This is a genomic window from Janibacter alkaliphilus (genome assembly GCF_013408565.1).
Lineage (GTDB): Bacteria > Actinomycetota > Actinomycetes > Actinomycetales > Dermatophilaceae > Janibacter > Janibacter alkaliphilus.
The window spans coordinates 216,735-236,312 of sequence record NZ_JACBZX010000001.1 but is presented as its reverse complement, the minus strand read 5'-3'; the positions used below and the strand labels follow the sequence as shown (position 1 = coordinate 236,312).

At 73.0% G+C, this 19,578-nt stretch carries 18 protein-coding genes; 7 read left to right on the top strand and 11 right to left on the bottom strand.

Going from position 1 to position 19,578, the window contains the following annotated elements:
- Window positions 1-14 precede the first annotated feature (14 nt).
- Entirely contained in the window at window positions 15-359 is a 345-nt protein-coding gene (locus BJY28_RS01075) for a hypothetical protein (RefSeq protein ID WP_179461369.1), read from the top strand.
- A 121-nt stretch (window positions 360-480) separates the two neighbouring features.
- On the opposite strand, the gene BJY28_RS01070 is transcribed toward BJY28_RS01075, so the two are convergent.
- From BJY28_RS01070 to BJY28_RS01035, 8 genes are all read right to left on the bottom strand, one after another.
- On the bottom strand, window positions 481-1,503 hold the full coding sequence (locus tag BJY28_RS01070; protein WP_179461368.1) for a quinone oxidoreductase family protein: 1,023 nt from the start codon (window positions 1,501-1,503) through the stop codon (window positions 481-483).
- A 36-nt stretch (window positions 1,504-1,539) separates the two neighbouring features.
- Window positions 1,540-2,397 carry a uracil-DNA glycosylase gene (locus BJY28_RS01065; RefSeq protein ID WP_343036894.1) on the bottom strand — a complete coding sequence of 286 codons (858 nt, stop codon included), beginning with the start codon at window positions 2,395-2,397 and terminating at the stop codon, window positions 1,540-1,542.
- Window positions 2,398-2,479: 82 nt separating this feature from the next.
- Window positions 2,480-3,763 carry a DUF3500 domain-containing protein gene (locus tag BJY28_RS01060; RefSeq protein WP_246313318.1) on the bottom strand — a complete coding sequence of 428 codons (1,284 nt, stop codon included), beginning with the start codon at window positions 3,761-3,763 and terminating at the stop codon, window positions 2,480-2,482.
- A gap of 132 nt (window positions 3,764-3,895) precedes the next feature.
- Complete coding sequence (gene ligD / locus BJY28_RS01055; protein ID WP_179461367.1) at window positions 3,896-4,846, bottom strand: non-homologous end-joining DNA ligase; 951 nt, start codon at window positions 4,844-4,846, stop codon at window positions 3,896-3,898.
- Window positions 4,847-4,875: 29 nt separating this feature from the next.
- Window positions 4,876-5,502: a hypothetical protein gene (locus tag BJY28_RS01050; protein WP_179461366.1), complete on the bottom strand. Its 627-nt coding sequence runs from the start codon at window positions 5,500-5,502 to the stop codon at window positions 4,876-4,878.
- A gap of 208 nt (window positions 5,503-5,710) precedes the next feature.
- Window positions 5,711-7,198 (bottom strand): polysaccharide deacetylase family protein, encoded by a 1,488-nt coding sequence (locus BJY28_RS01045; RefSeq protein WP_179461365.1) that lies wholly within the window; start codon window positions 7,196-7,198, stop codon window positions 5,711-5,713.
- Window positions 7,195-8,382: a glycosyltransferase family 2 protein gene (locus tag BJY28_RS01040; protein ID WP_218875124.1), complete on the bottom strand. Its 1,188-nt coding sequence runs from the start codon at window positions 8,380-8,382 to the stop codon at window positions 7,195-7,197. Before BJY28_RS01040 ends, BJY28_RS01045 begins: the two co-directional genes overlap by 4 nt.
- 224 nt (window positions 8,383-8,606) lie before the next feature.
- Window positions 8,607-9,608 carry an NAD-dependent epimerase/dehydratase family protein gene (locus BJY28_RS01035; protein ID WP_179461363.1) on the bottom strand — a complete coding sequence of 334 codons (1,002 nt, stop codon included), beginning with the start codon at window positions 9,606-9,608 and terminating at the stop codon, window positions 8,607-8,609.
- A gap of 345 nt (window positions 9,609-9,953) precedes the next feature.
- On the opposite strand from BJY28_RS01035, the gene BJY28_RS01030 reads away from it, so the two are divergent.
- On the top strand, window positions 9,954-10,766 hold the full coding sequence (locus BJY28_RS01030) for an AfsR/SARP family transcriptional regulator (protein WP_179461362.1): 813 nt from the start codon (window positions 9,954-9,956) through the stop codon (window positions 10,764-10,766).
- 22 nt (window positions 10,767-10,788) lie between these two features.
- On the opposite strand, the gene BJY28_RS01025 is transcribed toward BJY28_RS01030, so the two are convergent.
- Complete coding sequence (locus tag BJY28_RS01025) at window positions 10,789-11,400, bottom strand: GNAT family N-acetyltransferase (RefSeq protein ID WP_179461361.1); 612 nt, start codon at window positions 11,398-11,400, stop codon at window positions 10,789-10,791.
- Window positions 11,401-11,564: 164 nt separating this feature from the next.
- Here BJY28_RS01025 and BJY28_RS01020 point away from each other — a divergent pair, with 164 nt between their 5' ends.
- The 3 genes from BJY28_RS01020 to pcrA are packed head-to-tail and all read left to right on the top strand — an operon-like array spanning window position 11,565 to window position 14,993.
- Window positions 11,565-12,056 (top strand): cupin domain-containing protein, encoded by a 492-nt coding sequence (locus BJY28_RS01020; RefSeq protein ID WP_179461360.1) that lies wholly within the window; start codon window positions 11,565-11,567, stop codon window positions 12,054-12,056.
- Window positions 12,053-12,520: a rhodanese-like domain-containing protein gene (locus BJY28_RS01015; RefSeq protein WP_179461359.1), complete on the top strand. Its 468-nt coding sequence runs from the start codon at window positions 12,053-12,055 to the stop codon at window positions 12,518-12,520. Before BJY28_RS01020 ends, BJY28_RS01015 begins: the two co-directional genes overlap by 4 nt.
- Before the next feature lie 13 nt (window positions 12,521-12,533).
- Window positions 12,534-14,993 (top strand): DNA helicase PcrA, encoded by a 2,460-nt coding sequence (gene pcrA, locus BJY28_RS01010; protein ID WP_179461358.1) that lies wholly within the window; start codon window positions 12,534-12,536, stop codon window positions 14,991-14,993.
- A gap of 115 nt (window positions 14,994-15,108) precedes the next feature.
- Here the strand turns inward: pcrA and BJY28_RS01005 are convergent, their stop codons facing one another.
- Complete coding sequence (locus BJY28_RS01005) at window positions 15,109-16,020, bottom strand: M23 family metallopeptidase (protein ID WP_179461357.1); 912 nt, start codon at window positions 16,018-16,020, stop codon at window positions 15,109-15,111.
- Window positions 16,021-16,185: 165 nt separating this feature from the next.
- Entirely contained in the window at window positions 16,186-17,106 is a 921-nt protein-coding gene (locus BJY28_RS01000) for an esterase/lipase family protein (RefSeq protein WP_179461356.1), read from the bottom strand.
- Window positions 17,107-17,297: 191 nt separating this feature from the next.
- Between BJY28_RS01000 and sucC the strand changes: the two genes are divergently transcribed.
- Window positions 17,298-18,479, top strand: coding sequence for an ADP-forming succinate--CoA ligase subunit beta (sucC, locus tag BJY28_RS00995; protein ID WP_179461355.1), 1,182 nt, complete (start codon window positions 17,298-17,300; stop codon window positions 18,477-18,479).
- A 20-nt stretch (window positions 18,480-18,499) separates the two neighbouring features.
- Window positions 18,500-19,390 carry a succinate--CoA ligase subunit alpha gene (sucD, locus tag BJY28_RS00990; RefSeq protein WP_179461354.1) on the top strand — a complete coding sequence of 297 codons (891 nt, stop codon included), beginning with the start codon at window positions 18,500-18,502 and terminating at the stop codon, window positions 19,388-19,390.
- Window positions 19,391-19,578 lie beyond the last annotated feature (188 nt).

The following is a 19,578-nucleotide window of genomic DNA, read 5'->3' as shown; positions in this document are numbered from 1 at the left end:
TAGGCTGCGTGGTCATGGATACTCTGCGTCTGGCCCTCTACATCCTGCACATGCTGGCGATGCTCGCCATCGTCGCCGGCGCCTTCGTGCCGGCCCGCACCGGCCACCTGGTGCAGGTGTGGGGAGCCCGCGTCCAGCTGCTCGTGGGTCTGGCGCTGGTGGCGGTCATCGAGATGGGCGATCTCGGCGAGCTGAACCATCTCAAGGTCGGCGTGAAGCTGCTGCTCGCCCTCGCCGTCGTCGCCACCGCCGAGATCGGCAACGGCCGCGACCGGCGTGGTGCCGACGGGCGGACGCTGGCCCTGGTCTGTGCCTTCCTCACCGTCGTCAACGCCGTGGTCGCCTTCACCTGGCACTGACCGCCCCTGGCGCTGACCCCACCCCCGGACACGCCCGCCCCGAGACCCGCAACTCCCTAGGCGACTGCAGACGCTGCGCATGCATGCGCAGCGTCTGGCACGAAGCTAGGCGTCTGCGGGGTCACGGCACGAGCAGCAGCTTCCCGGTGCTGGTGCGACCCTCCAGCGCGGCGTAGGCCTCGGCCGCCTCTGTCATCGGGTAGCGCCCGTCGACGGCCACGTCGAGCTCACCGGAGGCCACCGCGGCGAGCACCTCCTGCCCGCGGCGCAGCAGCTCCTCGCGGCGCGCGATGTAGTGCGCCAGGGTCGGTCGGGTGAGGTAGAGCGAGCCGCCGGCGTTGAGGCGCTGGATGTCGAAGGGCGGCACCTGACCGCTGGCTCCGCCGAAGAGCACGAGGACCCCGCGCGGACGCAGGGCCGCCAGCGAGGCGTCGAAGGTGGCCGCCCCCACCCCGTCGTAGGCGACGTCCACGCCGTCGGGCGCCCCGAGCCGTGCGGCCGCCTCGGCGATCGCCCCCTCGAGGTCGTCCTCCGCGGTGTAGTCGATGGTCTCGGCCGCCCCGCGGGAGCGGGCGATCGCGCACTTCTCCTCGCTGCCGGCGGTGGCCACGACGTGCCCGCCACGGGCGACGACCATCTGCACGAGCAGCTGCCCGACACCGCCGGCGGCGGCGTGCACCAGCGCCACCGATCCCTCGCCGATCGGGGCGCAGTCTGTGACCAGGAAGTGCGCGGTCATCCCCTGCAGCATCGCGGCCGCGGCGGTCTCCAGCTCGACCTCGTCCGGCACCGGCACCAGGCTGCCCGCAGGCAGCGTCGCCCACCCGGCGGTGGTGCCCTGGGTCATCGCCCAGGCGACCCGGTCACCGGGGGAGACCCCTTCGACGCCGTCACCGAGCACCCGCACCGTGCCGGCCCCCTCCTTGCCGAGGACGAAGGGGGTCTCCATCGGGTAGACCCCTTCGCGCTGGTAGACGTCGATGAAGTTCACCCCGGCGGCGGCCACCTCGACGAGCACCTCGCCCGGGCCGGGTTCCGGCACCGGCCGGTCCTGGACCTGCAGCACCTCGCGCCCACCCGGTCGGGTGACCACGAGGGCCGGCTGCGTGCTGGTGAGGGCTTCCGGGGTCTCGGTCTCGCTCATGACCGCCACCCTAGGAGCGGGGCGCCGGGAGCGGGGTCACAGCGAGGCGACGACCTCGTCCAGCATCGCCTCGGTGAGCCGGCCGGTGAAGGTGTTCTGCTGGCTGACGTGGTAGCAGCCGACGAGGTCGACCTGTCGGCCGGTCGGCGTCACCAGGGTCGCGCGGGCTCCGTGGCCGAAGCGTGGCTTGGGTCGGGGCACCTGCCAGCCGGCGTGCCGGACCGCCGCGACGGTGGCGTCCCAGCCGATCGAGCCGAGGCACATGATCGAGCGCAGGTGCGGCTCGCTGATCGCCAGGTCCCGGTCCAGCCACGGTGCGCAGGTCGCCTTCTCGGCGGTGGTGGGCTTGTTCTGCGGGGGAGCGCAGCGCACCGGGGCGACGATGCGGGCGCCCACCAGCTCCAGGCCGTCACCGGCGTGCGTCGAGCCGGCCTGGGTGGCGAAGCCGCCGCGGTGCAGCGCGGCGTACAGCCAGTCGCCGGAGCGGTCGCCGGTGAAGTTGCGCCCGGTCCGGTTCGCACCGTGCGCCGCCGGGGCGAGCCCGACGACGAGCACCGGGGCGTCCGCCGGGCCGAGCGCCGGCACCGGTCGGCCCCAGTAGGGCTGGTCGGCGAAGGCCGCCCGCTTCTGCGTGGCCACCTGCTCGCGCCAGGCCACGAGGCGCTCGCAGGCCCGGCACACCGAGATCCGGGCGGCCAGCTCGTCCGGGTCGGCGCCGGAGGCCAGCCGCGCCACCTCGTCGGCGTCGTGGGCGACCGGGGTGCCCGGTCCGGCGGGGTCGTCCGGCCAGCCCGTGCCCGGCGGGACCGGGGAGGCGAAGGGGGCCCCGGTCACCGGGTGCGGCAGCGCGTCGCCGGGGTCCGGCGGGCCGGTGGGCAGGGGGTCGGTGGGCACGGCGCCATCTTGCCCCCTTCGGCGCAACCGGTGGCCGGTGGCGGCGTGCGACCGCCGCCACCGGCCAGCATCGTCCGCGGGGTCAGCCGTTGGGGCCGCCGCCCATGCCCCCGCCCATCCCGGCGCTCTCCTGCTGCTCGACGCTGCCGGCGTAGTCGTTGCCCGGGTCGCGGTAGATGGTGTGCAGGTGGCCCCAGCCCGCGGTGGTGACGCCGTCGACGTCGGCGCCGGCCGATCCGTTCTGGCTGGCCATCTCGACGTAGACGTCCGGGCCGGAGACCTGGACGTAGATGCCGTCGCCGGTGCTCGTGTCGTACTCGGTGGCCCCGGACCAGCTGACGTAGGTCTCGTCGAGGGTGGCCTCGATCTCGGCCAGGGCGGCCTCGGTGGTCTCGGCGTCGGACATCCCCACCCAGTTGGCCAGGGAGTCCAGCAGCAGCTGCTTCTGCTCGTCGTCGAGGTCCGCACCGGACAGGCCGGTGCCGGTCGGGTAGTCGCAGGTGCCGCCCGGCTCGCACTCCATCGCGGACACCTCGGAGCCCTGGTAGAGGGCGGTGCGCTGCTCCTCGGTGAGGCTGTCGTAGAAGGCGAAGGCGTCCTCGTACATCCCGGTGAGCGACTCCATCTCGGTGCCGTCCTCGGCGGTCCAGGTGACCGGCTGGGCGCCCAGGTGGGTGGGGGCGAAGGTGATCGCCTCCTCGTCACCCTGCAGGGTCGCGTTGATCCCCAGGTGGTGCCCGCCGAACTGCACCTCCCAGGCGTCGGTGTCGGACGGCTCGCCGAAGAAGGCGATGTAGTACTGGCCGAGCGAGTCCTCGGTGGTGCTGCTCTCCTCGAGGAGGTACGCGTCGCCGGCCATGATGTTCGAGACGGTCTCGTAGGCCTCCTCGCTGAGCAGCCCCTCGAGGACCTCCAGCGCGGCGGCCTGCTGCTCCTCCGTCAGGTCGCTGAGGTTGAGACCGGCGCGCTCGACGAAGGTCACCGGGAAGTTGGACCACGAGGTCGTCTTCGTCTCGTCGTCGTAGTCGTAGAGCACGGCCTCGCGCTGCTCGTCGGTGAGCGTCTCGAGGAAGGCCTGGGCAGCCTCGGAGGTGGCCGAGATGGTCTCGCTGGTCGACCCGGAGTCGCTCGTCGAGGATGAGCCGTCCGTCGCGGCGCTGCTCGCCGCGGCGCTCGCGGTCGCGCTGCTGGTGGTGCTCGACCCGGTGGTGCTAGCCCCGGTGGTCGCGGTCGAGGTGTCGGCGCCGCAGGCGGCGACGGCCAGCACGGCGGCCGCGGCCAGCCCGGCTCCGGCGCGTCGAGCAGCGCCGGGGCGGGGCGCGGCGTGGTGGGCGAGGGTGCGGCGGGCGGCTCGGGGAGTCATCATGCGGACGATCCTGGGGCGGGCCGCTGTGCCGCCCGGCGGGCCCTGCTGTGCGCCGTCTGTGAACCGATCGTCGCCTCAGACGCTCACCGTAGACACGCCTCCTGCGCTTGCATGCGCAGCGTCTGCAGCTGCCTAGGGGGTTGGGGTGTCCCCGTCGTGGTCGTCGCGGTCTGCCCAGGTGAGGAGGGGGGTGAGGTCGTGGGCCACCGTGTCGATGTCGGCGTGCAGGTCGCCGAGGGCCGCGAAGCGGGCCGGCACGGTGGACATGGTCAGCTTCCCGGGCTCGACGTCGGCCACCTCGGCCCAGGTGATCGGCGTGGAGACCGTGCCGCGCGGGTCGCCGCGCACCGAGTAGGCGGCCGCCAGGGTGTGGTCCCGGGCGTTCTGGTTGTAGTCGACGAAGACGGCCGCCGGGTCGCGGTCCTTGCGCCACCACGTGGTGGTCGCCAGGGACGGGGCCCGTCGCTCGACCTCGCGGGCGAAGGCCAGCGCCGCCCGGCGGACGTCGGCGAACTCCCAGCGCGGCTCGATCCGCACGTAGACGTGCAGCCCCGAGCCGCCGGAGGTCTTGGGGTAGCCGACGACGCCGAGCTCGTCGAGCACCTCGTGGACCACCCCGGCGACCCGGCGGACGGTCGCCAGCTCGCAGGTGTCCCCGGGATCGAGGTCGATCCGCCACTCGTCGGGGCGGTCGACGTCGTCGCGGCGCACGTTCCAGGGGTGCAGCTCGACCGTGGACATCTGCACGGCCCAGATCACCGACCCCAGCTCGGTGACGCACAGCTCGTCGGCGTGCAACCCGTACCGAGGGAAGTCCAGGCGCACGGTCTGCACCCAGTCCGGTGCCCCCTTCGGCAGCCGCTTCTGGTGCACCTTCGGTCCGTCCAGCCCCTTGGGGAAGCGGTGCAGCATCGTCGGTCGCTCCCGCAGCGCCCGGACGATCCCGTCGCCCACGGACAGGTAGTAGCGGGCCAGGTCGGCCTTGGTCGCGCCGGTCTGCGGGAAGTACACCCGCTCCGGGCTGGACAGGCGCACCGTCCGTCCGGCCACCTCGAGCTCGATCGGCTCCCCGTGCTCGGCCATGCCCCCCAGCCTAGGGTCACCGGCCCCGGTCAGCGCGCCACCGGCGAGGTCGTGACGATCACCCGCCACGGCCCGTCGGGCACGTCGTCGGCCGGCACGAACCGCCAGCGGACGAGGTCGCCGGTGCCGTCGAGGGAAGACAGTCCCAGGCAGCCGTTGAGCGCGGGGGAGACGTCCATGCCGGCGCCGCCGTAGCGCTGGTTGGCCGGGCGGGCGTCGTCGTCCCCGAAGACGTAGCGGGCGTCGTCGTACTCCCCGGGCCCGGCGTCCTGGACCTGCCCGTAGCACTCCCGGCCCGAGGGGCCGACGAGCTCCAGCCAGACGTTCTTCAGGTACGAGTGGTCCCGGTCGTCGCAGCGGCCACCGCGGCCGGGGTCGGCCCACGGGATCACCGCGCAGCGCCGGGCGAAGCCGGTCTCGTCGTGCACGTCGTCGTAGGGCACGTCGAGGTAGAAGGGGTTCTGCCGCGGCTCCATCCGCCGGGGGAACCACCCTTCGTCGGCGTACCGGCGCTCGGTCTCGCAGATCCCGGCCTCGGTGACCACGCCGTCGCACCCGCCGTAGCTGCTCACCCAGTCGTTGTCGTAGGTCGAGATCCGCTGGCTGCCGTCGGAGGCGCCGGGGTCGAAGAGCTCGCCCACCCAGAAGGTGGTCACCGGGATCTGGGTGTGCCACGGGCCCGGCCGCGCCGGACCCGATGGGTCCCTACCCGGCTGGTCCGGGCCCGATCGCGCCGTCCCGGCCCGATCCGTGCTCGGCTGCGCCGGGGCGGGGCCCGGGTCCGACCCGGCGGAGCAGGCAGCGGCGAGCAGCATGGCCAGCAGGGCGGCCACCAGCGGTGCCGGTGGCCGCCCTGCGCCCGTCCTACTCCCCTCCCGGATCAGTCATCCCGTAGTCGTCGGTCACCAGCGTCCCGTCGGCGATGAGCGCGAGACCGAAGGAGACGGCGGTCGCGTCCTGGGGCACCGGCGGCGTCGTCCACGTCGCCTCGGTCCAGTCCGTCGCGGTGGCGAACCACGGGCTGGAGGTCCAGTAGCGCCACTCGTCGGTGGTGGTGCGGTAGTAGAGCGCGTACTGGGTGATCCCGGTGGAGGTGTACCAGGTGCTCAGGTCGTAGGTCCGGCCCGGCACGACCGACGGTGAGCAGGTGCCCAGGTCCATCTCGGGCATGAGCTTGGCGTCGCCGGACTGGTAGCCGCTGACCGTCAGCTGCTGCGCCACCTCACCGGTCCGACCCGGGGCCAGGCTCCAGCTGGCGGTGTTGTCGCCGTACCCGGCCCGCTCGAAGCAGTCCGGGACCTGGCCCTCGAGCTGCTCCAGCGAGGCGTTGCTCAGCGCGTTCTGCCCGACCGGAGCCGGTGGCGGAGCCGGCTCGGCCACGGCGTCCTGGTAGCCGGGGTAGCGCACCCCGACGCTGGCCTCGTAGGTGTCCCCGACCGGTGCCGTGGTGGTCTGGTTGGTCGGGTTCGCGGTGTAGCTGCGCAGCCAGGTGGCGAAGGCGGTCAGCGTCTGCGGGGTGATCGACTGGCTCGCCGGGCAGCCGGCCGACCCCGGGTCCGAGCAGACGTTGTGGAAGGTGAGGATCACCCAGCCGCCGCCGGTCTTGCGCGCCTGGGTCACCTGCCGCTTGAGCTGGGAGAGCGTCCACGAGCTGTTCACCTGCTCGGGCGCGGCCAGGTAGGCGGCGTCGCCGGGGGGCAGGGTCTCGCCCCAGGGGCACCCGATGCAGGACGCCGGGCCGCGCAGGTCGCCGAGGCCGCGGGCGGTGTCGTAGCCGCACTCCAGGGCGACCTCCTCGGCCACCGCGGTGCTGGAGGCGAAGGGGTAGGCCAGGCTCGTCGGCGAGAAGCCCCAGTCCTGCAGGGCCTTGCGCCCGTTGCAGACCTGGCGCTTGACCTCCGAGCGCGGGATCTGGGCCAGGTCGCGGTGGGTGACGGTGTGCCCGCCGATCTCGTGTCCCGCGGCCGAGAGCTCCTGCAGCTGGGTCCGGGAGAGGAAGCCGGGCTTGTCGATCCAGGCGGTGGTGACGTAGAAGGTGCCGGCGATCCCGGCCGCCTCGAGGATGTCGGCGCCCACCTGCTGGTCGGCGATGCCGTCGTCGAAGGACAGCGAGACGACGGTCCGTCGCGACGGACGCGGCACCGGGCGGGCGGCCGCCTCCTCGACGACGCTCACCGCCGAGGGCGTCGCCGCCGCGGCCGTGCCCTGCCGGGCCTGGGGTGCGGCGGTGGTGCTCGGCGCGGCCTGGGTGGCCGGGGCGCCGAGCAGCCCGCAGATCAGGGCGGTCGTGGCGAGCGTGACCAGCAGACGCCAGCCTCGCGGCGCTCGCCGCGCGGTCCCTCTCGTGCTCATGTCGTGGCCCCTCTCGTGCTGACGGCGGTCTCGGTGCGGGAGTCGGTGGTGGTGCGGGAGTCGGCGGCGCCGGAGCCGGACGAGGGCTCGACCGCGCGTCGGGTCGGGCTCGTCCACGTGCCGGTGGAGCGGGTCAGCCACGCGCGCGGCAGCGCGCCCAGGGCGATCACCGCGTCGGTGACCCGCATCGGGATGAAGAGCAGCCCGACGAGCAGGTACCGGGGCCGGCGCTCGGCGATGGCCACCGCGACGGTGAGGGCGTAGTCGGGCAGGAAGACGACCATCGCCAGGGTGAGCAGCGAGAGCTCACCGGCCAGCGCCCCGCTGACGTCACCGAGCAGCGGGACCGCCGCCACCTCGGGGACGAGGGTGTGCGCGGCGATGAGCAGGGCGACCAGCGGCAGCAGGACGAAGGCGATGCTGCTGGTGACCAGCTCGGTGATCATCGCGGTCAGCGAGAGCCCGAAGACGAGCTTGCGCGGGCGGTGCCGCCGGATCGTCTGCCACAGCCCCAGGCACCAGCGCTTCATCTGCTTGACGTAGTCGCGGTAGGTGTCTGGGTCCTGGGTGTAGGCGATGGCGCCGGGGTGGAAGGCGATCTGGCCGAGATCCTTGGCGTAGATCTCGAAGGTCATGTTGAAGTCCTCGATGACCAGGCCCGGCGCGTCGATGGCGATCTCCCGCAGCGCCCGGGTGCGGTAGATGCTGGCGAAGCCGGGGACGATGTGGGTGGCGCTGATCGCGCGCCAGGTCTGCCCGTACTTCAGCAGCCACTGGGTCAGCGCGTAGACCCGCTGCCGGTGGGAGACGATCACCTCGCCGACCGGACCCATCGCGCGCTGCCAGCGGGTGTGCGCGCAGCCGGCCACGGCGACCACCTCGGGGTCGGCCAGCATCGGCAGCGCCCGCTCGAAGTAGCGCGGGTGCAGCTGGGTGTCGGCGTCGAGGATCATCACCGCCTCGTACCGGTCCAGCAGACCCCCTTCGCGCAGCGCGTAGGACAGGGCCCCGGCCTTGCCCACGTTCGTCGGGGTCTCGAAGACGTGCACGCCCGCGTCGGTGGCGATCTGGACGGTGGCGTCGCTCGAGTAGTCCGAGACCACGTGCACCTGGGACGCCGGGACGAGCTCGGTGATGGCCGCCAGGCTGGCGCCGATCACCATCTCCTCGTTGTGCGCGGGCATGAGCACCGCCAGCTGGTCCGTGCGGACAGTGGACCCCCCTCCGCCGGCCGGGGGGAGGGAGGAGCGGAGGGGGGTCCCCCGGTGCCGACCATCTCCCTGGGGGAAGCGACGGTCCGGGCCTGGGAGGAGGACGTCGTCGACGAGGCGGAGGAGCCCGATGCTTCCCCAGAAGATCAGGTTCACCCCCACGACGAGGAGGACGACCACCCAGATCATGGGGCCGCTCAGGCAGGGACGCGGTCGGCCGGGACGGACCGGCGTCCGGAGATGTGCGCGGCGACGTCGTCGATGATGTCGTCGAGGTCGTGGCGGGGGCGGAAGCCGGTGAGCTCCGTCAGCCGGGTGCAGTCCGGGACGCGGCGCTCCATGTCCTCGTACCCGGGGCCGTAGGCCGACTGGTAGTCGACGTAGGTGATGTCGCTGGAGGACCCGGTGCGGGCGATGACCCGCTCGGCCAGGCCGGTGATGGAGATCTGCTCGGGGTTGCCGATGTTGTAGACGCTGCCCAGCGCGGCCGGGGTCTGGGCGAGGGTGGCGATCATCGGCACCATGTCGTGCACGTGCCCGAAGCAGCGGGTCTGCTGCCCGGTGCCGTACACCGTCAGCGGCTCGCCGGTGAGGGCCTGACGGACGAAGCGGGGCACCACCATCCCGTAGCGGCCGGCCTGCCGCGGGCCGGTGGTGTTGAAGAGCCGGACGATGACCGAGGGCACCCCGTGGTGCAGGTGGTACTGCTGCACCAGGGTCTCGTCGATGGCCTTGGCCTCCGCGTAGGACCACCGGCTCAGCAGCGGCGAGCCCATCACCCGGTCGTCGTCCTCGCGCAGCCCGATCGTCGTGTTCTTGCCGTAGACCTCGCTGGTGGAGGTGAAGAGGACGGTGGACCCGTGCGCCTGCGCCGCCTCCATGACCGTCTCGGTGCCGGCCAGGTTGGTCCGCATGCTGTGCAGCGTCTGCTGCTGGATGGTCAGCACTCCGACCGCCGCGGCCAGGTGGAAGATGACGTCGGCGCCGTCGGCCAGCCGGTGCACCAGCGGGCTGTCGGTGACCGAGCCACGGACCAGCTCGACGCCGGCGCCACCGGGCATACGGCGGACCGGGTCGAGGTTCTCCGCGCTCCCGGTGCTGAGGTCGTCCAGCGCCGTGACGGTCCACCCCTGCTCCACCAGGTGCTCGGTCAGGTGCGAGCCGATGAAGCCGGCCCCCCCGGTGATCAGTGCATGCATGGCTGTCCTCCCGTGTGAGTGTGCGTCGTCACCAGATCTGGTGCCCCCGATCCGATTGCCCCCCGGACCGACGCTCACCAGCCACGTCCCAGTGAACGCCCCGCCCCGCATCGCATGCGTGACGGCGGCGTGATGACGACGTGACGCGACGCGCGGCGGCCCTGGCTCCGGCGCAGTCTGGAGGCGCGCACAGCGCCCGGCAGCGTGCGGGGTCGCCTTCGTCACGTTCGGATAGTTCGTCCGAACCTTCACGGCGGCAGTCGGTCTGGCTACTGTCGTGCCAGCGGCGCGCCAGCGGTTCCCCGGATCCTCGAGGGAGGCTGTGTCGCGCCGGGGGAGGGCGACATGACACATACGACGAACGACCCACGGGGGGGTGCGCGGACCTGGCAGGTCCGCGTGCTCGGGTCCTGGCACCTGGAGACCCAGGGCCGGGAGATCAAGGTCCCACCACGGGAGCAGCGCCTGGTTGCGCTGCTCGCGCTGGTCGGTGCCCGCAGACGCAGCGTGCTCGCCGGCATGCTCTGGCCGGACAGCAACGAGGCCCGGGCGTCGGCCAACCTGCGCACCGCCGCCGTCGAGCTGCGACGGCGGGCGCCGGGGCTGCTCGACGCCGAGCAGGAGACCCTGCAGCTGGCCGGCCGGGCGAGCACCGACGTCGCCATGCTGCGCGACCGCCTGCGGGCGCCGCGCCAGGAGGTCGCCCCGGCGGCCGAGGCCGGCTATCTGCTCGGCGTGGAGGAGCTGCTGCCGGGCTGGTACGACGAGTGGGTGGTCACCGAGCGGGACCGGCTGCGCCAGGGTGTGCTGGACCGCATCTCGACCGTGGTGCGGCGGCAGATGGAGGACGACCCGGCCGACGCGCTGCCGCTGGCCCGTGCCGCGGCCGAGCTGGACCCGATGCGCGAGAGCGTCCACCGGGCGTTGGCCACCATCCACCTGCTCGAGGGTGACCGGGTGGCCGCCTGGCAGGTCTACGAGGACTTCCACCGACGCAGCGTCCGAGAGTTCGGGGTCGCCCCGAGCGCGAAGTTCGAGGAGCTCGTGGAACCGATGCGGGCCGAGCGTCGCGCCCGCCGCACCACCGGGGGGCCGGTGCCGATGAGCGGTGCCCGGACCGCCATGGTCAGCGGTGCCGGGGTGCGTCGGCTGCGGTGACCGCGCGGCGGCGCGGGCACCGTCACGGCCGGGGGCGCACCCCGTCCGGGGACGGCGACGGGCCGAGCTCGACCCAGCAGCGGCGCATGCCGCCGCGCACGTCCTCGAGCACACCGCCGACGTGCTCGATCACCCGCCGGGAGGCGAGGTTGTCCTCGCGGCAGGTGATCAGCACCCGCGGCATGCCCATCTCGGCGGCCAGCTCCAGGGTCTGCTCCAGGCCGGTCCTGCCGTGCCCACGCTCGCGGGCGGACGGCCGGACCCGGTAGCCGATGTGCCCGCCCTGGTCCAGCAGCCAGGGTGTGAGCTCGTGCCGCAGGGCGAAGGAGCCGAGGTACTCCTCGCCCTCGACCAGCCAGAGGAAGGTGCACGGGACCCGGCCGGCGGGTCGCGGCGTCTCCGGCAGCTCCTCGGCCCGACGGGCGGCGACCAGCCGACGGAACTCGGCCGGGTCCTCCAGGGACTCACGGGTGAAGGAGAGGCCGGCGAAGCCGGTCGTCGGATCCGGCGCCTGCTGCCAGTCCCCGTCGCCGTCCCGTGCCGCCTGGCCGTCCGCGGACTCGCGGACCAGCTCGTCGTGGGCGGCCAGGTAGGACGCGTGGTAGCGCGCGTCCGGTCGTACCAGGTGGGCCATCTCACGGACTGTATCCCGCTCGCCCGGAGTGCTCGCGCCGTGCTTGACTGGCGGCATGTTCTCCACGACGCACCAGGCCATGCGCTGGTCCCGCGTCTGTCACGCGGTCTGACACGGCCCCGACCCGCGCCGTGCCCGGCGCCCTCGACCCCACCGGAGAACCCATGAGCATCATCACCGACGGCCCCACCGTGGGCGTGCGTCACTTCACCCCCGTGCACCTGCTGCGCCTGGCCAATCTCTTCGCCCGCGACCCCGAGCTGGTGCAGCAGCCGACCACCCGCCCCGACGGGGACCCGACCCAGCGCAGCTGGGCGGAGATCTCGCGCACCCCGCACCTGCAGATCTGGCTGCTGCGCTGGCCGCCCGGGGCGAGCACCGGCTGGCACGACCACGGCGGCAGCATGGGCGCCTTCACGGTGGTGGCCGGGGAGCTCACCGAGCGCACCCTGACCAGCGGCCTGCAGGCGCAGCAGCTGCCCTCGGACGAGGGCAGGGCCTACGGCGGCGCGCACACCCACGAGGTGGTCAACCTCGGTGAGGACGAGGCGGTCAGCGTGCACGCGTACTCGCCGTCCCTGGCACAGATGACCCGCTACGACCTCGTCGCGGGCCGGCTCGAGGTGGCCGCCGTGGAGCAGCGCGAGCCGTCGTGACCTCTACCGATACCCCCGACGAGACCCCTGGCGAGACCCCGGCCGGCGCCCCGGGCATCGACGGTCTGCTCGCGCGAGCCCGGGAGCAGATCGACCGGGTCACCCCGGCACAGGCGCTCGCCGAGGCCGGCGACGGGGCGCTCATCGTCGACACCCGCCCGGTGGAGCAGCGCGCCCGCCACGGCGAGGTCGACCTGCCCGGCGTGCTCGTCGTCGACCGCAACGTCCTGGAGTGGCGGCTCGACCCGTCCTCGGGCGCGGCGCTGCCGCAGGCCGACGCCGCTGCCCGCGTCCTCGTGCTCTGCCAGCAGGGGTACAGCTCGTCCCTGGCCGCCCAGGCCCTGCGCGAGATCGGGGTGCGGCGCGCCGGCGACGTCGTGGGCGGCTTCGAGGCGTGGCTGGCCGACGGGCTCCCGGTCCGGGCGTGGGACTCGTCGCCGGAGGCGGTCACCGGCGCGACGTAGGGTTGGCCGCGAGATGAGCAGCCTCTTCGACGACCTCCCCGACGCCCCGGCCGGTGGCTGGGGCACCGACGTGACCGACGCGGGCGTGCCCACCTGGGCGATGACCGAGGAGGGTCCGGCGCGGAGCGAGCATCCCGGCCCGGTCGCGCCCGCCGACCCCGAGGAGCTGCTCGCCGGGCTCAACCAGCAGCAGCGCGAGGCGGTCCTGCACACCGGCTCCCCGCTGCTCATCGTCGCCGGTGCCGGCTCCGGCAAGACCCGGGTGCTGACCCACCGCATCGCCCACCTGCTCGGCGCCCGCGGGGTCTCGCCCGGCAGCATCCTGGCGATCACCTTCACCAACAAGGCGGCGGCCGAGATGCGCGAGCGCGTCGAGGACCTCGTCGGCCCACACTCGCGCGCGATGTGGGTGATGACCTTCCACTCGGCGTGCGTGCGGATCCTGCGCCGCGAGGCGTCGAAGGTGGGCATGCGCTCGAGCTTCTCGATCTACGACGCCGCGGACAGCCAGCGCCTGGTCGCCCTGGTCATGCGCGACCTGGACCTCGACCCCAAGCGCTACCCGCCGCGCTCCTTCGGCCACCAGATCAGCAACCTCAAGAACGAGCTCGTCGACGAGGAGGAGTACGCCCGGCGGGTCGGCAGCGAGCACGACCTGGACAGCGGCGGCGGACCGGCCAGCACCCCGGCCGAGCGCACCCTGGCCGAGGTCTACACCGGCTACCAGCAACGGTTGCGCCAGGCGAACGCGCTGGACTTCGACGACATCATCATGACCACCGTGCACCTCCTGCAGGCCTTCCCGGACGTGGCCGAGCACTACCGACGGCGCTTCCGGCACGTCATGGTCGACGAGTACCAGGACACCAACCACGCCCAGTACATGCTGGTGCGCACCCTCGTAGGCGGGGACCGCGACGCCGATCTCGGCGAGCACTCGGTGGGCCCGAGCGAGCTCGTCGTCGTCGGTGACGCCGACCAGTCGATCTACGCCTTCCGCGGGGCCTCGATCCGCAACATCGTCGAGTTCGAGCAGGACTACCCGGACGCCCGCACGATCCTGCTGGAGCAGAACTACCGCTCCACCCAGACCATCCTGGGCGCGGCCAACGCGGTCATCGAGCGCAACGAGTCCCGCCGCAAGAAGAACCTGTGGACCCAGGCCGGGGACGGCGAGCAGATCGTCGGCTACGTCGCCGACAACGAGCACGACGAGGCCTCCTTCGTCGCCACCACCATCGACAGCCTCACCGACGAGCACGGCGTGCGCCCCAGCGACGTCGCCGTCTTCTACCGGACCAACGCCCAGTCCCGGGCGCTGGAGGAGGTCTTCGTCCGGGTCGGGCTGCCCTACAAGGTCGTCGGCGGCACCCGCTTCTACGAGCGGCGCGAGGTCAAGGACGCCCTGGCCTACCTCCGGGTGGTCGCCAACCCCACCGACACGGTCAACCTGCGCCGCATCCTCAACACCCCCAAGCGGGGCATCGGCGACCGGGCCGAGGCGGCGATCGCCCAGCTGGCCGAGCGGGAGCAGATCCCCTTCGTCGCGGCCCTGGGCCGTCCGCAGGACGCCCCGGGCATCGCCACCCGGTCGGTGACCGCGATCCGTGGCTTCACCGCGCTGCTGGAGGGGCTGACCGACCTGCGCGAGGCCGGCGGCGGCATCGGTGACCTGCTGGAGGCGGTGCTGGAGCGCACCGGCTACGTCGACGCGCTCCGGGAGAGTCGCGACCCTCAGGACGAGACCCGGCTGGAGAACCTCACCGAGCTCGTCGGGGTGGCCCGGGAGTTCGACGCCGTCCGCTCCGCCGAGGGCGAGGACATCGACCTCGACGCCTTCCTCGAGCAGGTCAGCCTGGTGGCCGACGCCGACGAGATCCCGGACGGCCCCGAGGCCGACGAGACCGGGGTGGTCACGCTGATGACGCTGCACACCGCCAAGGGCCTGGAGTTCCCGGTGGTCTTCCTCACCGGGCTCGAGGACGGCACCTTCCCCCACCTGCGCAGCCTCGGCAGCCCCACCGAGCTCGAGGAGGAGCGTCGCCTGGCCTACGTCGGCATCACCCGGGCCCGGGAGCGGCTGCACCTGTCTCGGGCGGTGGTCCGCTCCGCCTTCGGCACCCCGCAGTACAACCCGCCGTCCCGCTTCCTCGACGAGATCCCCGAGGACCTCGTGCGCTGGGAGCGCACCGGTCCCACCGGCGGAGGCGTCGGCGGTGGCCGCGGCGCCGGCGCGCGCGGCGCCGAGCCTGCGGTGGCCCGGCTCGCGGCCCGGCCAGGGGTGCGGTCCCCGGGCAACCGGCCGGCGATCTCGCTGACCGCGGGGGAGCGGGTGACCCACGACGTCTTCGGCCTGGGCACCGTCGTCCGCGTCGACGGCGAGGGGGACAAGGCGCAGGCCCATGTCGACTTCGGCGGTGAGACCGGCGTCAAGCGCCTGCTGCTGCGCTACGCCCCGCTGGAGAAGCTCTGAGGCGGCGCCGCCAGGCCTGACCCGCCGACATGGTCGGGCAGACCCCGACCGTAGGCACGACGACGGCCGCCGAGCGCGATGCTCGGCGGCCGTCGTCGTGCGGTGCGGGCCGGTCTCAGACCAGACCCAGACCCCGCTCCTCCAGCCAGGGGCCGGGGTCGACCGGCTCGCCGCCGTCCGGGTGGATCTCGACGTGCAGGTGCGGGCCGGTGGAGCGGCCGGTGTTGCCGGACCGGCCGACCACGTCACCCGGGCCGACCTCCTGGCCGACGGTGACGTCGATGCTGTCCATGTGGCCGTACCGGGAGACGGTGCCGTCCCAGTACTCGATGTCCACGGTGTTGCCGTAGCCGGACATCTCGCCCGCCTGGACCACGGTGCCGCTGCTCATCGACTTCAGCGGGGTGCCGGTCGGCGCGGCGTAGTCCTGACCGGCGTGCAGCCGGCCCCAGCGCGGGCCGAAGGGGGAGGTGAAGGTCGGGTTGTCGATGGGCTGCACCCAGTCCTGCGGGCCGGCGGCGCTGGCAGCGCTCGACGAGGAGCCCGAGCTCGTGGTGCTGGAGCGCTCCGCGGCGCGGGAGGCCGCAGCCTCGCGACGATCGGCCGCCTCCTCGCGCTTCTTCTCGGCGGCCGCCTCGCGGCGCTCGGCTCGGGCCGCGCGCTGCGCCTGCTGGGCCCGGCCCTGGTCCTTGGCGACCGAGACCGAGGAGGCCTGGCGACGCTCGGCCAGACCGGCGCTGTCGGCGACCTGGGTGGCCATCTGCTCGCGCGCCGCGTCGGCGACGCCGGAGTCCTGGGCGACCGAGGCGGGGGAGGCGATGGCGGCCTGGGCGGCGGTGGCCGTGCTGGCGCCGAAGGCGGTCTGGGCGGCGGTCGCGCCGGCGGCGCTGAGCACCAGGGTCGCGGCCGCGGCGGTCGGCAGGGCGTAGCCGGGGCCGAGGGTCTTCGGGGCGCGGGTGCGCCTGGCCAGCGCGCGCCGCTCGGCGCGCGTGGGCGGGCGGTGCCGCCCGACGTAGTCGTCAGTCATCAGGGGGTGTCCTCGCAGGGGGTCTCGGACGTCATGCTGTTACCGACCGACGACAGTAGCGTGACCTGTTCGTTATACAAAACCGGCGCTGTGGACAGAACCCCCGCAGCACGCTGATCTACGGCCAGAAGCCCGGTCCGCTGCAGGTCAGGCGCGTGAGAGGGCTCACACCGAGATGTCGGTGATCGAGGCCGTCGGCTCGCCCTCGGTGTCCAGCTGGGTCAGGCTCGTCGCCAGCTGGTGCACCACCGTCGGCAGGATCGGCAGGGTCAGGTGCCCCGCCCCGCTGAGCGCGATGTTCGTGACCTGCACCCCGGCCTGGCGCAGCGCCGCGTTGCCCGCCGGGAAGATGGCCTCGTCGGTGTCCGACCAGAGCGCGATCATCCGGGTGCGGCAGCCGTCCGCCGGCTGATTGAGCTCACGCAGCAGGGCGCTGCCGGGGCGCAGCTGGCGAGTGATCCGGGTCGGCAGCAGGTGCGCCGCGAGGGTGCCGTGGTGCGGCGAGCCCAGGGTGACCAGGGTGTGCACCCGCTCGTCCCCGTCCAGCCGGGTCACGTAGTACCGGGCGATGATGCCGCCCAGGCTGTGCGCGACGACGTGGATCCGCTCGTAGCCGGTCTCGGTGACGATCACCTCGATCTCCTCGGCCAGCTGCGCGGCGGCGGTGCGCACGTCCCGGGTGCGCACCGAGTAGTTCATCGCGAAGACCCGGCTGAAGCCGCGGCGCATCAGCCCGCGGCGCAGCAGCGCGAAGATGGAGTGGTTGTCGGCCATCCCGTGCACCAGCAGGATCGGGGTGCCCGACTCGGCGACCCCGGACATGAGCATGCCGCGCTGGGTGGGCGAGAGGTGCTCGATCCGGTAGCCGTGGCCGTCGCTGCCCCGCTTCGGGGTACGGGTGCCGAAGGGGTAGAGCGCCACGTGGGTGCTGGCCCAGACCGCCTCGACGATGCCGCCGACGACCGCCTGGGGCGTGGCCTGGGCACGCAGCCGCTGCCCGATCAGGGTGCGCAGGCCGGCGTCCTCGCCGCTGCCACCGTGCCGGTCTCCTCCGGTGGCAGGGACCACCCGTGCGGGACAGATCATGGTCCGGGCAGCGTAACCCGGCGTGGTACCCCGGCGGAGCCGAACGGGCACAGCCGGACCCGGCTCGTCGGGCATCCGGGCAGCACCGGCCCCGCCAGGCGGACACCTGCGGCGCCCGGCGCCCCGCCGCACTAGGCTCTGGGGCGCACACCTGCATCGCAGCAGACCAAAGCAGAGGACGGAATCACCTCGTGGATCTCTTCGAGTACCAAGCACGCGACGTGTTCGAGAAGCACGGCGTCCCGGTCCTGGCCGGCGCCGTCGCCACCACCCCGCAGGAGGCCCGCGCGGCCGCCGAGCAGATCGGGACGAAGTCCGGTGGCGTCACGGTCGTCAAGGCCCAGGTCAAGACCGGCGGGCGCGGCAAGGCCGGCGGCGTCAAGGTCGCCAAGACCGCGGACGAGGCCGAGCAGCACGCCGAGGCCATCCTCGGCATGGACATCAAGGGTCACACCGTGCACAAGGTGATGATCGCCCAGGGTGCCCAGATCGCCGAGGAGTACTACTTCTCGATCCTGCTGGACCGCACCAACCGCAGCTACCTGGCGATGTGCAGCACCGAGGGCGGCGTCGAGATCGAGCAGCTCGCCGAGGAGCGCCCCGAGGCCCTCGCCCGGGTCGAGGTCGACCCGAACGTGGGGATCGACGACGCGACCGCGCAGCGGATCGTCGAGCAGGCCGGCTTCGACGCCGAGACCGCGCCCAAGGTGGCCGAGGTGCTCAAGAGCCTGTGGACGGTCTACGCCGAGGAGGACGCGACGCTCGTCGAGGTCAACCCGCTGGTCAAGACCGAGGACGGCACCGTCCTCGCCCTCGACGGCAAGGTGACCCTGGACGGCAACGCCGACTTCCGTCAGCCGGAGCACGCCGAGCTGGAGGACAAGGACGCCGCCGACCCGCTGGAGGCCAAGGCCAAGGCGCTCGGGCTGAACTACGTCAAGCTCGACGGCAACGTCGGGATCATCGGCAACGGCGCCGGCCTGGTGATGAGCACCCTGGACGTCGTCGCCTACGCCGGCGAGGACCAGACCGGCGGCGCGAGCAAGCCGGCCAACTTCCTCGACATCGGTGGCGGCGCCTCCGCGGAGGTCATGGCCAACGGCCTGGACGTCATCCTCAACGACGAGCAGGTCAAGAGCGTCTTCGTCAACGTCTTCGGCGGCATCACCTCCTGCGACGCGGTCGCCGACGGCATCGTCGGGGCGCTGAAGACCCTCGGCGACGAGGCCACCAAGCCGCTGGTCGTCCGCCTGGACGGCAACAACGTCGAGGAGGGGCGCCGCATCCTCGCGGAGTTCGCGCACCCGCTCGTCAGCATCGAAGAGACCATGGACGGCGCGGCCAGCAAGGCCGCCGAGCTGGCCGCGAAGTAAGGGACGGGACAACCACAGCAATGGCTATCTTCCTCAACGACAGCAGCAAGGTCATCGTCCAGGGCATGACCGGCTCCGAGGGCATGAAGCACACCACGCGCATGCTCGCCTCCGGCACGAACATCGTCGGCGGGGTCAACCCGAAGAAGGCCGGCCAGACGGTCGACTTCGACGGCGGCCAGCAGGTCCCGGTCTTCGGCTCGGTGGCCGACGCCATGGCCGAGACCGGCGCCGACGTCTCGGTGCTCTTCGTCCCGCCCGCCTTCGCCAAGGCGGCGGTGATGGAGGCCGTGGACGCCGGCATCGGGCTGGCCGTGGTCATCACCGAGGGCATCGCGGTCAAGGACACCGCGGAGTTCTACAACTACAGCAAGGACAAGGCCACCCGGATCATCGGCCCGAACTGCCCGGGGATCATCACCCCCGGCCAGTCCAACGCCGGCATCATCCCGGCGAACATCGCCGGCGCCGGCCGGATCGGCCTGGTCAGCAAGTCCGGGACGCTGACCTACCAGATGATGTACGAGCTGCGGGAGTTCGGCTTCTCCACGGCGGTGGGCATCGGCGGCGACCCGATCATCGGGACCACGCACATCGACTGCCTGGAGGCCTTCGAGGCCGACCCGGAGACCGACGCGATCGTCATGATCGGCGAGATCGGCGGCGACGCCGAGGAGCGGGCCGCGGACTACATCAAGGCCAACGTCACCAAGCCGGTCGTCGGCTACGTCGCCGGCTTCACCGCGCCGGAGGGCAAGACCATGGGTCACGCCGGCGCCATCGTCTCCGGCAGCTCCGGCACCGCCGAGGCGAAGAAGGAGGCCCTCGAGGCCGCCGGCGTCAAGGTCGGCAAGACGCCGTCCGAGACGGCCGACCTGATGCGCGAGATCATGCAGGCGAAGCAGGGCTGAGCCGCCAGCACAACCCGACGGGGCCGGTCTGCGGACCGGCCCCGTCGTCATGCCGAAGGGGGTACGTGATCTGCACGATGCCCCGCCCGTCGGCGTGGCATCGAGGGCGTCGTGGCCGTACTGTGACCAGTGCAGCGCCGACCCGGTCGACATCCCCCTGCTCCCGGGTCGGCGCTGTCCCCACCTCC

Bases quoted from the DNA above. Each gene is read 5' to 3' on its own strand.
- BJY28_RS01075 (WP_179461369.1), top strand. From the start codon at position 15: ATGGATACTCTGCGTCTGGCCCTCTACATCCTGCACATGCTGGCGATG.
- BJY28_RS01070 (WP_179461368.1), bottom strand. From the start codon at position 1,503: ATGAGCGAGACCGAGACCCCGGAAGCCCTCACCAGCACGCAGCCGGCC.
- BJY28_RS01060 (WP_246313318.1), bottom strand. From the start codon at position 3,763: ATGATGACTCCCCGAGCCGCCCGCCGCACCCTCGCCCACCACGCCGCG.
- ligD (WP_179461367.1), bottom strand. From the start codon at position 4,846: ATGGCCGAGCACGGGGAGCCGATCGAGCTCGAGGTGGCCGGACGGACG.
- BJY28_RS01045 (WP_179461365.1), bottom strand. From the start codon at position 7,198: ATGAGCACGAGAGGGACCGCGCGGCGAGCGCCGCGAGGCTGGCGTCTG.
- BJY28_RS01040 (WP_218875124.1), bottom strand. From the start codon at position 8,382: ATGCCCGCGCACAACGAGGAGATGGTGATCGGCGCCAGCCTGGCGGCC.
- BJY28_RS01035 (WP_179461363.1), bottom strand. From the start codon at position 9,608: ATGCATGCACTGATCACCGGGGGGGCCGGCTTCATCGGCTCGCACCTG.
- BJY28_RS01030 (WP_179461362.1), top strand. From the start codon at position 9,954: ATGACACATACGACGAACGACCCACGGGGGGGTGCGCGGACCTGGCAG.
- BJY28_RS01025 (WP_179461361.1), bottom strand. From the start codon at position 11,400: ATGGCCCACCTGGTACGACCGGACGCGCGCTACCACGCGTCCTACCTG.
- BJY28_RS01020 (WP_179461360.1), top strand. From the start codon at position 11,565: ATGAGCATCATCACCGACGGCCCCACCGTGGGCGTGCGTCACTTCACC.
- pcrA (WP_179461358.1), top strand. From the start codon at position 12,534: ATGAGCAGCCTCTTCGACGACCTCCCCGACGCCCCGGCCGGTGGCTGG.
- BJY28_RS01005 (WP_179461357.1), bottom strand. From the start codon at position 16,020: ATGACTGACGACTACGTCGGGCGGCACCGCCCGCCCACGCGCGCCGAG.
- BJY28_RS01000 (WP_179461356.1), bottom strand. From the start codon at position 17,106: ATGATCTGTCCCGCACGGGTGGTCCCTGCCACCGGAGGAGACCGGCAC.
- sucD (WP_179461354.1), top strand. From the start codon at position 18,500: ATGGCTATCTTCCTCAACGACAGCAGCAAGGTCATCGTCCAGGGCATG.